At 70.7% G+C, this 12,060-nt stretch carries 14 protein-coding genes; 5 read left to right on the top strand and 9 right to left on the bottom strand.

Annotation, left to right across the window (positions count from 1 at the left end):
* Positions 1–99: 99 nt before the first annotated feature.
* A complete protein-coding gene (locus ACSP50_RS11295) occupies positions 100–1,701 on the top strand; it encodes an alpha/beta hydrolase (protein ID WP_014689316.1) in 1,602 nt (533 codons plus the stop codon).
* Positions 1,702–1,741: 40 nt separating this feature from the next.
* Here the strand turns inward: ACSP50_RS11295 and ACSP50_RS11300 are convergent, their stop codons facing one another.
* The 4 genes from ACSP50_RS11300 to ACSP50_RS11315 are packed head-to-tail and all read right to left on the bottom strand — an operon-like array spanning position 1,742 to position 5,049.
* Positions 1,742–2,512, bottom strand: a complete 771-nt coding sequence (locus tag ACSP50_RS11300; protein WP_014689317.1) for an ABC transporter ATP-binding protein — start codon at positions 2,510–2,512, stop codon at positions 1,742–1,744.
* A 10-nt stretch (positions 2,513–2,522) separates the two neighbouring features.
* Positions 2,523–3,269: an ABC transporter permease gene (locus ACSP50_RS11305; protein WP_231957023.1), complete on the bottom strand. Its 747-nt coding sequence runs from the start codon at positions 3,267–3,269 to the stop codon at positions 2,523–2,525.
* 29 nt (positions 3,270–3,298) lie between these two features.
* A complete protein-coding gene (locus ACSP50_RS11310; protein WP_014689319.1) occupies positions 3,299–4,084 on the bottom strand; it encodes an ABC transporter permease in 786 nt (261 codons plus the stop codon).
* Positions 4,081–5,049, bottom strand: coding sequence for an ABC transporter substrate-binding protein (locus tag ACSP50_RS11315; RefSeq protein WP_014689320.1), 969 nt, complete (start codon positions 5,047–5,049; stop codon positions 4,081–4,083). Before ACSP50_RS11315 ends, ACSP50_RS11310 begins: the two co-directional genes overlap by 4 nt.
* A 101-nt stretch (positions 5,050–5,150) precedes the next feature.
* Here ACSP50_RS11315 and ACSP50_RS11320 point away from each other — a divergent pair, with 101 nt between their 5' ends.
* Positions 5,151–5,924, top strand: coding sequence for an IclR family transcriptional regulator C-terminal domain-containing protein (locus ACSP50_RS11320; RefSeq protein ID WP_014689321.1), 774 nt, complete (start codon positions 5,151–5,153; stop codon positions 5,922–5,924).
* 257 nt (positions 5,925–6,181) lie between these two features.
* Here the strand turns inward: ACSP50_RS11320 and ACSP50_RS43860 are convergent, their stop codons facing one another.
* Complete coding sequence (locus ACSP50_RS43860; RefSeq protein ID WP_014689322.1) at positions 6,182–6,430, bottom strand: hypothetical protein; 249 nt, start codon at positions 6,428–6,430, stop codon at positions 6,182–6,184.
* 211 nt (positions 6,431–6,641) lie between these two features.
* Here ACSP50_RS43860 and ACSP50_RS11325 point away from each other — a divergent pair, with 211 nt between their 5' ends.
* Entirely contained in the window at positions 6,642–8,255 is a 1,614-nt protein-coding gene (locus tag ACSP50_RS11325) for a DUF4153 domain-containing protein (RefSeq protein ID WP_014689323.1), read from the top strand.
* Between the two features lie 43 nt (positions 8,256–8,298).
* Here ACSP50_RS11325 and ACSP50_RS11330 read toward each other — a convergent pair whose 3' ends face one another.
* Positions 8,299–9,066, bottom strand: coding sequence for a DUF3152 domain-containing protein (locus tag ACSP50_RS11330; RefSeq protein WP_043511248.1), 768 nt, complete (start codon positions 9,064–9,066; stop codon positions 8,299–8,301).
* A gap of 35 nt (positions 9,067–9,101) precedes the next feature.
* Positions 9,102–10,427: a TIGR04013 family B12-binding domain/radical SAM domain-containing protein gene (locus ACSP50_RS11335; protein ID WP_014689325.1), complete on the bottom strand. Its 1,326-nt coding sequence runs from the start codon at positions 10,425–10,427 to the stop codon at positions 9,102–9,104.
* 45 nt (positions 10,428–10,472) lie between these two features.
* Here ACSP50_RS11335 and ACSP50_RS11340 point away from each other — a divergent pair, with 45 nt between their 5' ends.
* Together ACSP50_RS11340 and ACSP50_RS11345 are read left to right on the top strand one after the other, a co-directional pair.
* On the top strand, positions 10,473–10,889 hold the full coding sequence (locus tag ACSP50_RS11340) for a GGDEF domain-containing protein (RefSeq protein WP_014689326.1): 417 nt from the start codon (positions 10,473–10,475) through the stop codon (positions 10,887–10,889).
* Positions 10,890–10,991: 102 nt separating this feature from the next.
* Positions 10,992–11,234, top strand: a complete 243-nt coding sequence (locus ACSP50_RS11345) for a zinc-binding dehydrogenase (protein ID WP_014689327.1) — start codon at positions 10,992–10,994, stop codon at positions 11,232–11,234.
* On the opposite strand, the gene ACSP50_RS41745 is transcribed toward ACSP50_RS11345, so the two are convergent.
* Both ACSP50_RS41745 and ACSP50_RS11350 read right to left on the bottom strand, forming a co-directional pair.
* Complete coding sequence (locus tag ACSP50_RS41745) at positions 11,231–11,659, bottom strand: hypothetical protein (protein WP_155123478.1); 429 nt, start codon at positions 11,657–11,659, stop codon at positions 11,231–11,233. The two genes, ACSP50_RS11345 and ACSP50_RS41745, sit on opposite strands and share 4 nt — an antisense overlap.
* Positions 11,656–12,021, bottom strand: coding sequence for a hypothetical protein (locus ACSP50_RS11350; protein ID WP_155123479.1), 366 nt, complete (start codon positions 12,019–12,021; stop codon positions 11,656–11,658). The genes ACSP50_RS41745 and ACSP50_RS11350 overlap by 4 nt, the downstream gene beginning before the upstream one ends.
* Between the last annotated feature and the right edge of the window lie 39 nt (positions 12,022–12,060).

Below are 12,060 nucleotides of genomic sequence, written 5' to 3' on the forward strand. Positions count from 1 at the left end.
GATCGGTGGAACGCATCTCCATCGGTGAATGGCTAGTCTGCGGAGATCGTCCGGGCGAACCATCGCCGGCAGGACGATTTCGACAACGGAAGGCAAGGGATGCGAAAAATCCTGGCGGCCACCGTCGCCGCCTCGGTCGGCCTGCTCGTCGGCGCCGGCACGATCCCGGTCGCCGCCGTGGCGCACAGCGGCCACGACGACGGCTACACCCCGCCGCCGATCGACTGGGGCACCTGCACCCGGGCGAGCCTCAAGGCGCGCAACGCCCAGTGCGGCTTTCTCACCGTTCCGCTGGACTACGCGAAACCGAACGGCACCAAGATCAAGATTGCGGTGTCCCGGATCAACCACAAGTCGGCCGACGCGCAGTACCAGGGCGTCATGCTGACCAACCCGGGTGGCCCCGGCGGCAGTGGTCTCGGTCTGCCGGTGATCGGCGAGTCGGTGCCGGACCACGCCGGCGACTACTACGACTGGATCGGCTTCGACCCGCGCGGCGTCGGCTCCAGCGTGCCGGCCCTGTCCTGCGACGTGAACTACGCCGGCTACAACCGGCCGTACTACGTGCCGGTCACCCGGTCGCTGGAGAAGACCTGGCTGAAGAAGGCCGCGGGCTACGCGAAGGCGTGTGACCGGGCCGGCGGCGCGCTGCTCGACCACGTCAAGACCACCGACTCGGTGGCCGACATGGAGAGCCTGCGCAAGGCGCTGGGCCAGCGCCAGATCAACTACTACGGCTTCTCGTACGGGACGTACCTGGGCCAGGTCTACGCGACCCTGCACCCGGACCGGGTGCGCCGGGCCGTCTTCGACGGTGTGGTCGACCCGCGGGGCGTCTGGTACGACGCCAACCTCGACCAGGACATCCAGTTCGACAAGAACATGGACGTCTACTTCACCTGGATCGCCAAGTACGACGCGGTCTACCACCTGGGCGTCACCGGCAAGGCGGTGAAGAAGAAGTACTACTCGGTCCTGCAACAGCTCCGCAAGGCGCCGGCGGCCGGCAAGATCGGCCCGGACGAGTGGAACGACATCTTCGTCTCGGCCGGCTACTACGTCTACGGCTGGCGGGACGTCGCCGACGCGTTCGCGGCCTGGGTCAACGACAAGGACCCGAGCCTGCTGCTGGCCAGCTACAGCGAGCCGGGCGCGCCGGGCGCCGACAACAACTACGCGATGTACCTGGCCACCCAGTGCAGCGACGTGAAGTGGCCGACCAACTGGTCAAAGTGGCAGAAGGACAACTGGACGATCTACTCCCGGTACCCGTTCATCACCTGGAACAACGCCTGGTACAACGCGCCCTGCACCACCTGGGGCGCCAAGCCGGGCACCCCGGTGCGGATCAACGGTGCGAAGGCTCCATCGGTCCTGCTGATCAGCGAGACCGACGACGCCGCCACGCCGTACTCCGGAGCCCTGCAGGTGCGTAAGCTCTTCCCGCGCTCGGTGCTGATCGAGGGCGTCGGCGGCACCACGCACGCCGGCTCGCTCAGCGGGGTGGCCTGCACCGACGACACCGTCGCCGCCTACCTGGCGACCGGTGCGCTGCCGTCGCGGGTGCACGGCAACCGGTCCGACAAGCAGTGCCAGCCGGTGCCGCAGCCGGACCCGACCGCGGTTTCCGCGCTCAGCAAGAAGAGCGCGGCCACCGCGGACACCGCCCGTGACGTGATTCGCGCGGCGGTCGGCCGCTGAATCGGCGCCGGGGTCCGGGAGCATGCCCCGGACCCCGGCGTCAGGCGTTCTTCTTCGCCAGCTGGATCTGCTCGTACACGTGGGCGCGCAGCTCGATGAACCGCGGATCGGCCCGGGTGTGCAGCTGATCGCGGTCGGTCGGCAGGTCCACCACCAGCTCGTCCTGCACCACGGTCGGCGACGACGACAGCATCACCACGCGCTGCCCCAGGTACACCGCCTCGTCGATGTCGTGGGTCACGAACAGCACCGTCACCCCGAGCCGCTGCCACAGCGACCGGACCAGATCCTCCAGATCGGCCCGGGTCTGCGCGTCGACCGCCGCGAACGGCTCGTCCATCAGCAGCGTCTCCGGCTCGTAGGCGACCGCCCGCGCGATCGCCACCCGCTGCTGCATGCCACCGGACAGCTGCCACGGATACGCCGTCGCGGTCCCGCCCAAACCGACCGCGTCCAGCGACGACTCGACCAGCTCCCGGCGCCGCGCCCGGGCGACACCCTTCTGCCGCAGTGGCAGCTCGACGTTGTCCCGCACGCTCATCCAGGGGAACAGGCTGCGGCCGTACTCCTGGAAGACCACCGCCATCCCCGGCGGCGGCCCGGCCACCTCCCGGCCGCCCACCCGGACCTCGCCGGCGGTCGGCGTGAGCAGGCCGGAGACACAGCGCAGCAGCGTCGTCTTGCCGCAGCCGGACGGCCCGACCAGGCAGACCAGGTCACCGCCCTCGACGGTGAAGGTGAGATCGCGCAGCGCCTCCACCTCCCGGCCGCCCGACCTGTAGACCTTCCGCAGGCCCTTGACCTCCAGCATGCTGGCCCTCCTAACCGGCCCGGCGCCGCGCCGCGCGCAGCCCCTCGTACCACCGCAGCGCCCGCCGCTCGGCGAGCCGGAACAACAGCGACAACGCGAAGCCGAGCAGGCCGAGCAGGATGATCCCGCTCCACATCTCCGGGATCGCGAAACTGCGCTGGAACTGCACGATGGTGAAGCCCAGGCCGTTGCTGGACGCGAACATCTCGCTGATCACCATCAGGATGATCGCGATCGACAGCGCCTGGCGCAGACCGGCCGCGATCTGCGGGGACGCCGACGGCAGGATCACCCGGGTGAGCCCCGCCGGGCCGGTCACGCCGTAGGCGCGCGCGGTGTCCAGCACGACGCTGTCGGTGGCGCGCACCCCCTCGACCGTGTTGAGCAGGATCGGCCAGACACAGCCGGAGACGATCACGATCACCTTCATGCCGTTGCCGATCCCGGCGAACAGCATGATCACCGGGACCAGGACCGGCGGCGGGACGGCCCGGAAGAACTCCAGGGCCGGTTCCAGCACCGCCCGCAGCTTGCGGTTCAGGCCGATCGCGACGCCGAGACCGACCCCGATCACCGCGGCCAGCAGGAAGCCGGCGAGCAGCCGGACCAGGCTGGGGGCGACGTCGGTGCGCAGCCGGTCGAGGGTCCAGGTGTCGCCGAACGCCTGGAGGATCTGCCGCAGCGGCGGCGCGTAGTAGCTCCTGCTGTCGTCACTGAGCCAGAACCACCCGGCGAAGAGCAGAATCGGGAGGATCACGGCCAAAGACCACTTCTTGAGTACGCCCATCAGACGCCCGCCTCGCCTCTCACCGACTGGTGCCACGCCAGCAGGCGGCGCTCGCCGGTGCGCGTCAGTAGATTGATCAGCACGCCGAGCACGCCGGTGACCACGATCAGGGCGTACATGGTGGGCACCGCGTCGGAGTTCTGCGCGGTGGCGATCTCCTTGCCCAGCCCGGGGGCGCCGATCACCAGCTCGGCGGTGATCGCCAGGACCAGGGCCACCGAGGCGGCCAGCCGCACGCCGGTGAACACGTAGGGCAGCGCGGTCGGCCACAGCACGTGCCGCACCCGGCCCCACGCGGAGAACCGGAAACTGCGCGCGGTCTCCTCGGCGACCGGGTCGACGTCGGCCACCCCGTACAGCACCTGCACCAGCACCTGCCAGAACGCGGCGTAGCAGACCAGCAGCAGGGTGGAGCCCAGCCGGGTGCCGTAGAGCAGCACCGCGAGCGGGATCAGCGCGACCGACGGGATCGGCCGCAGGAACTCCACCGTGGACGCGGTCAGCGCGCGCAGCACCGGCACCGAGCCGATCAGCAGCCCGGCCAGCACCCCGGCGGCCACCGCGATCAGCAGGCCGGCCGCCCACGCGTACAGCGTGTCGCCCAGCGACTGCCAGAACGCCCCGGTGGCCACCTCGTCGGCGAGCGCGCCGGCGATCCGGCTGGCCGGCGGCAGGAACCGGTCGTTGACCAGGCCGAGCCGGGGCAGCAGCTCGACGATGAGGACCAACCCGGCCGGCCCGGCGAGGCCGAGCAGGACCGGGTTGCCACGGCGCGCGGACGTCACGGCAGGAGCTTGCCCAGGTCCGGAGCGGTGCTGAAGATGCCGTCCTGGGTACCGAGGTCGGCGATCGTCTGCACGGACGCCTTGTTGATCTCGGTGGGCCACTTCGGCAGGACCACGGCGGCGCGGATCTTCTCGTCGATCTTGGTGTAGGTGCCGAGGATCTGGCGCACCTGGTCCGGGTGGGCGTCGGCGTAGGTCAGCGACTCGTTGATCGCCTCGGTGAAGCGCTTCACCAGGTCGGGCTTGGAAGCGATCAGGTTCTGCGAGGTGAAGTACGCGGCGACGGTCAGGTCCGGGGCGGCGTCGACGTAGGTCGAGGCGATCTCCCGGCCGCCGGCCTGCTTGATCGTGGTGAGCTGCGGCTCGACCACCCAGGCGGCGTCGATCTGGCCGCCGTCCAGCGCGGCCGGCATGTTCGGGAACGGCATCTCGACGAACTGCAGCCTGCTCGGGTCGCCGCCGGCCTTGCGCACCGACTCGCGGGTGACCGTGTCGCCGATGTTCTTCAGGGTGTTGACCGAGATCTTTCTGCCCTCCAGGTCCTTGGCGGTCTTGATCGGGCTGCTGCCCTTGACCACCACGGCACCGAAGTCCTTGCCCTGCACACCGGTCGACGAGACGCCGGCCGCGACCACCTTGATCGGCAGGTTCTTGGTCTGCGCGATCATCAGCGAGGTCAGGTTGGAGAAGCCGAACTGGAACTGGCCGCTGACCACACCGGGCGTGATCGCCGCGCCGCCCTGGCCGGCCTCCAGCTTGAGCTCGATGTTGCGGGACTTGAAGAAGCCCTTCGACTGGCCCAGGTAGATCGGGGCGACGTCGACGATCGGGATGACGCCCACGGTCACGGTGTCCACACCCCCGGACGATCCGCCGGAGGAACTGGAGTCCTTGTCCGAGCCGCAGGCCGCGACCGTGCCGGCCACCAGCGCCAGTGCCAGGCCCGCGAGCAAACGCCGCCGCATATCTGTTCCTCCGTAGATGTGTGCGCACAACGAACGAAAGTTCTCATGGAGAACGCTAGAATGTGGCTCGTGTCACGTCAACGACCTGTGTCGATCATCCGATGACGCGGGAACCGTACTACGTCCAGTCCCTGGAACGAGGCCTGGCGGTCATCCGTGCATTTGACGCGGAGCACCGCGAGCTGACACTCAGCGAGGTGGCCCGCCACTGTGGACTCACTCGCGCCGCGGCCCGCCGATTCCTGCTCACCCTGACCGATCTCGGCTATGTGCGCACCGACGGCCGGCTGTTCTCGCTGACCCCGCGGGTGCTCGAACTCGGCTACGCCTTCCTGGGTGGACTGACCCTCCCCGAGGTCGCCGAGCCGCACATGGAACGCCTGGTCGGCGAGGTCCGCGAGTCGTCCTCCCTGTCCGTCCTGGACGGACCCGACATCGTCTACGTGAGCCGGGTGCCGACCAGCCGCATCATGCGGGTGTCGATCAACGTCGGCACCCGGTTCCCGGCCTACGCCACGTCGATGGGCCGGGTGCTGCTCGCCGCGCTGCCCGAACCGGACCTGGAGACCTACCTGTCCGGGGCCGAGCTCAAGCCGCTCACCGGGCGCACCATCCGCACCCCCGGCGAGCTGCGCGCCGAGCTGCGCCGGGTCCGCGCCGACGGGCACGCGGTCGTCGACCAGGAGCTGGAGGAGGGGCTGCGTGCCATCGCCGCCCCGATCCGCGATCGCTCCGGCGCGGCGGCCGGTGCACTCGACATCTCCGTCCACGCCGCCCGCGCCACCGTCGACACCATCCGCGAGCGTCTCCTGCCACCGCTGCTGGCCGCCACCGCCGCCATCGAAGCCGACCTCCGTATCGGCCGGCAGCGATAGAGCGCTCTCACCGTCATCCGAGTCCCGGGTGTGCGCTGCGCCACCGCCTCCCGACTGTCGGTGGCGGTGACTCCATCGACATCTCTGGTGCCTCGGATTACCTCCCGGATTCGTGCCGTCAGGGCGGAACGGTTCCGTTCCAGCGTTGATATCTGTGGTGCTGAACCCCTATGTTGTGCGGACCGACCCATCGAGGAGGGTGCTGTGGCCGACCTGCCACCTGAGCAACGAGATCCGGCGGAACCGACGCCGGCGCCTCAACTTCTGGTCATGCCGCCGACCGAGGCGATTCCGTCGATGGTCTGGCCGGACGGGGGACCGGCCTGGGCGATCCCGGTGCAGATTCCGTCCGGGACCCGGGGGTACGCACTGTTCGTGCCGATGGTGCCGGCGCAGCCGTCCACACCGGTCGCGGTCGCCGCCCCGGCGTCCCCGCAACGGACCGCGCCGGCCGCCGGTGCCGGCCCGGGAGTCGTCGCCGACCGTCCCGGCCCGGCCGCGGCCACCCCGCCGCCGGGCGCGACGCCCGCCGCGCCCGCGCCGGAATCCGCGCCGGAACCCGCGCCGGAGCCCGCGCCCGTGCCGGAACCCGCGCCGGAGCCCGCGCCGGGACCTGCGCCCGTGCCGGGACCTGCGCCCGTGCCGGGACCTGCGCCCGTGCCGGGACCTGCGCCCGTGCCGGGACCTGCGCCCGTGCCGGGACCTGCGCCCGCGCCGATGCCCGTCGGAGCCGCGCACGCGTCCGGCTGGCCGGTGCCGGTCGACGTTCCCGTGCGGACGGAGCCGTTCCCGCACGGGCCGTTCGGACGCTACGAACCGCCGCCGACCCCGTGGCAGACGTTCCGTGCCAAGTACTGGCCCGGACCCACCGCCACCCGGGGCCGCGCGGTGCCCGCCGGGGTGCTGGCCGGCGCGCTCGGGTTCGCGTTCCTGCTGCCGCTGAACCGGTCCGGGATCGGCTGGTTCCTCGGCTTCCTGGTGCTGGCGCTCGGCATCGTCGGCGCGATCCGGCGCTCCGCCGAACTGCCCGTCTACGAGCGGTGGATCCGGTCCGGCTGGGCGCTGGCGACGCTGGCCCTGCTGCTGGTCCCGGCGTTCCGCAACGCGTGGTGGCTGGTGACGTTCAGCATTCTCGGCGCGCTCGGGTGTGCCACGCTGGCGATCGTCGGGGGCCGCCAGGTGCGGTCGATCCTCTTCGGTCTGGTGGCAACGCCGTACGCCGCCATCTCCGGTCTGCCCTGGGTGCGCCGTCACCTGCGGGCGAGCCGCAACCCCGGGATCGCCCGGCGCATCGGTTTCTCCGCGGTGCTCACCATCCTGGTGCTGCTGGTGTTCGGCGCGCTGCTGTCGTCGGCGGACGTGGCGTTCTCCACGCTGCTCGGCAAGGCGGTTCCCGAGATCAACGTCGGGTCGGTGTTCCGCTGGGTGTTCCTGGCCGTGGTCGGTGGCCTGATCGCGGTGGCCGGCATCTACACCCTGTCGGCGCCGCCGGTCACCTCCAGCATGGACAGACCCGGTCACGGCCGGTTCGGTCTGGTCGAGTGGGCGCCGGCCGCGGGTGCGCTGGTGCTGCTGTTCGGCGGGTTCGTGGCGGTGCAGTTCACGGTGATGTTCGGCGGGAGCCGGCACGTGCTGGAGACCGCCGGGCTCAGCTACGCGCAGTATGCCCGCAGCGGCTTCTGGCAGCTGGTGGCGGTCACCCTGCTGTCGCTGGTGGTGCTGGCCGCCCTGGCCCGCTGGGCGAAACGCGACGACCCGCGCGACCGGCTGCTGCTGCGCGTCCTGCTCGGCCTGATCTGCGGACTGAGCGTGGTGATCGTGGCGTCCGCGCTGTCCCGTATGTGGGCGTACCAGAAGGTGTACAGCTTCACCGGCGAGCGGATCTTCGTGATGTCGCTGGAGATCCTGCTCGGCACGATCTTCGTGATGGTCGCCGCGGCCGGCATCCGCTGGCAGGGCCGGTGGATCCCGCGGGCCACCGTCGGTCTCGCCGTGCTCATGCTGCTCGGCCTCGCGGTCCTCGACCCCGAGGGGTACGCGGCGAGCCGCAACGCCACCCGCTACGCCGAGACCGGCAAGATCGACGCCTGGTATCTGCGGGCCCTGTCCGCCGACGCCACCCCGGCACTGACCAGACTGCCCGATCCGGTCCGGCGGTGCACGCTCAGCTGGATCGCCCAGGACCTGTCGCGACCCGACCCGTGGTACGCCTGGAACCTGGGCCGGGCCCGGGCCCGCAAGGCGCTCGCCGACCTGGGCAAGGACGCGGTCGGCGACCACGTGGACTGCCGCCGGGCCGACCAGTTCGACCTGCCCAAGAAACGACGGTGAGGGGCGGGCCGCGAGCCGGGCACCCCGGCTCGCGGCCCCTGCATCAGGAAAGTCCCCTGTCGCGCGGCGGCACCGGGTCGTCGTAGGCCCCGATCCGGCCGCGGTTGCGGACCCCGTTCAGGAACGGCCAGGCGCTCGGGGTGCAGCCGTGCAGGCCGAGGGTCTGCTGCTGCATCACCGGAGCCGGCCGGCCCCGCCCGGGGCACAGCTCGTGAGCCTGGCCGAGACGATGCCCCACCTCGTGATTGATCACGTACTCGCGGTAGACGGCGAGGCTCGCGCCGTAGTGCGGCACACCCTTGGCCCAGCGGGCGACATTGATGACCACCTCATCATGGGTACGGCATGAGGTGTACCCGTCGGTGGCGCCCTCGCACAGTCTGTCGCGGGTGGCCGGCGTGACGAGGCGTACCGCGAAATCGGCCTTCTGCTCCGGCCCGACGCGCTGCAGACGCCATTGGCCGCCGGCGGTCCAGCTCCGCGGGTCGCGCAGCGTCGTGGTGACGGCGGTGGCGAACTCGCTGGCGGTGACGCCTTTGATGTCGCGTTCCACGAGCACGTGGTACCGGAGCAGCCGGCCCTTCCGATCGCCGGCCGGGGCCGCGGCCTCCCCCGAGGCGACCGCGAACTTCCGGCTACCGGTGGCCGGGTAGGTGATCCGGGGCTTCGGAGCGGGTGCCCTGGTGGGCGGCGCCGACCGGCCGGCGGTCACCGTCGGCGGGGGTGTCTGCGGTGGTTTCGCCTGGGCCGATCCATCGCAGCCGGCCAGCAGCAGCAGGGCCGTCGCGGCCAGTAAACGTCGTGGGCTCACATCTCCCAGACGGGTTCCGGCCGATCACGGTTGCCTCACGGCGAATCTTGGTGGCGTATGTCATGCACCGTCAGCATCGTCCGGCTGCGCCCCGGCCGCGGATAGGCCTGCGCCGCCGCCGCCAGCCGGGCCGCGTGATCCCGCTGTTTCTGCCAGTGCCCGTACAGCGCGCCCCGCCGCGACAGCCGGTCCACCTCCCGGATCGTGGCCGGGTCGACATCCCCGGGCGGCGCGTCCCGCCACGGCGTGCCGGGCAGCGGCATGAACGTGTGCGCGTGGATGCGGGCCCCCAGGTCGGCCAGCTCACGGGCCAGCCGCAGCGAGTCCTCGACGTCGTCCCGGCTCTCCCCGGGCATCCCGAAGATCATGTCCACGTTGATCCGGAACCCCTCCTCGATGCCGAGCCGGGCCGCGCGCTTCACCTCCTCCACCCCGTGCCCGCGTTTGGCCGCGTCCAGCACCCGGTCCGATCCGGACTGCGCGCCCACGATGATGTTGTTGTTGTCGCAGTACTTCTTGACCAGCCGCAGCGTTTCCCGGGTGACGTGCTCGGGCCGGATCTCACTCGGGAACGAGCCGAAATAGACCCGCCCGCGCGGCCCGATCCCCTCCCGGCAGGTGGCCAGCAACTCCTCGACCGCGGCCAGATTCGGATCCTCGTTCTGGCTGCCGTACGACAGGGCGGTCGGCGTGATGAACCGGACATCCCGCAGCCCGCGCGCCCGCATCTGATCGACGTGCCACCGCACGTTGTCGACGCTGCGATGCCGGAACCTCGCCGAGAACATGAAGGGCGTCTGGCAGAACCGGCACGCGTAGACACATCCGCGGGTGATTTCCAGGGCGTTGAACCTGTCCCACCGCAGCGCGAAGCCGGGGAAGTCGTCGAGTGGCCGCTGCTTCGCCTTGCCGGTCCGCACGAGGTTCCCGGCGGTGTCGCGGTAGGCCAGACCGGTGATGCCGGCCGGGTCGCCCTTCGCGTCGACCAGGCTGATCAGGGTCGATTCACCCTCACCGACGGCCGCCACGTCCCAACCGGCATCGAGCGTCTGCACCGGCTCGGCGGTGGCGTGCACCCCACCGGCGAGGTGCGTGACGTGCGGGCCGTCGGCGAGGGCCCGGATCTGCTCGAGTTCCTCGGCGAGCGCGGCGGCGTCGGGAGAATAGAAGGACCACAGCACGAGGACGCGGGTGTCGCCGGCCTCGCGAATGTGCCGGGCCGTCTGCTCCGGAGTCTCGCCGAAGCGGACCTCGTAGCGGGTGGGGGAGTCGTGCTCGCCCAGCGCCCCGAGCAGCGCGTGAAAGCCGTACGTCACCGCCTTGCGATAGCGCAGCACCAGAACCAGCTCGGGAGCACCCATGCGCCGATTTTGCCAGTTGGCGGGCGGAGCCCGCTCAGCGCCGCGATGATCGACATCGACAAGTTCAAGAACATCAACGACGGGTACGGTCACGGCGTCGGCGACGACGTGATCCGCGCCGTTGCCCAGCGTGTCCAGGACACCATCCGGAACTCCGACGTGCTCGGCCGTTACGGCGGTGAAGAGTTCGCGATCATCCGGCCCGACTGCGACGGCGCCGATATCGCGGCGATGGAGCGGACCCGCGAGGCCGTCGCCGCCGAGCCGGTGACCACCCGCGGTGGACGGGTCCGCGTGACGATCAGCGTCGGCGTGGCCACTCTCGGCGCCGACGGCGACGCCCTCGACCAGTTGATGGCCCGCGCCGACCACGCCCTCTACCAGGCCAAGAACGGCGGCCGTAACCAGGTGGCCGTGGCCGGTCCGGTCGGAAAGCTTGTCCGCGCGTGCTACCAACCGTGAGGTGGGACGTGTGCGGATGCGAGCAGTGGTGTACGACCGGTACGGGCCGCCCGCCGTGCTCAGGCTCGAGGAACTCCCCGTGCCGGTCCCCGGCGCCGCTCGGTGCCGACGCTGCTGCGCGTGCTGACGGCCGGCACGGTCGCCGGCCGGCTCACCGGTCGCCGGCTGGGTGTGCTCGCCGTCAAACAGGGACCGCACCATTTCGGCCCGGTGGCCGACCTGTGCGCCGGCGGCGAGCTCGACGTCCACATCGACCGCACGTTTCCGCTGGAGCAAGCGCCCGAGGCACTGGCCCGGGTGGGCGAGGGGCGCGCCCTGGGCAAGGTCATCGTTCAGCCGAACTAGGCCGACATCCAGTTGTCTCTCGATGATCCCTTCGGGCATTCTGCTCGTTCAGCCGCCACCTGGGCATCACATCGCGAATACGTGTTCCGCAGAGGCCGCCATGACCCTGATGCCTGGATGGTCGAATACCTCCCGCTTGCCGGCGTCGTGTTGGCGGAGACGTATGCGCTCGCCTGTTCGTTGAGCCACCAGGGCGGTAGACCCATTACCTCAGCCACGGTGCGAGCCTCTTCCAGGACCACTCCATGGGGAACGAACGTCGCATCAACGTCCCGTGTCACACGGGCGGCATCGTAGGCGAGCGCCATTGCCGCGCCGCCCACAATGAAAAGATCCGCCACGACGCCTCGGCGAACAAGGCGGTCACCCAGAGCGGTGAAGGCTCGTTCGAGTTCGGCGCGGCCCATCAGACCGTCGCCGCTCATGCCGCCTCCAGGTCACGGGCGGACAGATAGACGCCGTGCTTGCGGAAGGCCGCGGGCGCCGAGACGAGCGCTTCCATGCGCTTGGACGGCAGCGAAGAAGGGAACCAGGGAGTTACCAGAACCCTGGGTCGGGACCACTCCGGTGGTGCGAGATCCAGTTGGGCGGCGAGTTGCTCGGCCAGCGCGGCGAGCAGCGCATCCCACTGAGGATCACCGCACGGCGCCGGCTCGTCGCGCAAGAGTGCCGGCCGGCTCTCCGGAGCCTCCCACCGGTATTCCTCGAGGAACTCCCACAGATGTTTCCACCGGACCTTGTCCGCCTGCTGCCGCCGCAGGTGTCCAGCAAGGTCGACCATCGTCATCGGCCGGTATGCCATGGCAGCCTCATGCCTCCGGCTCAG

It is taken from the genome of Actinoplanes sp. SE50/110, from assembly GCF_900119315.1.
GTDB lineage: Bacteria > Actinomycetota > Actinomycetes > Mycobacteriales > Micromonosporaceae > Actinoplanes.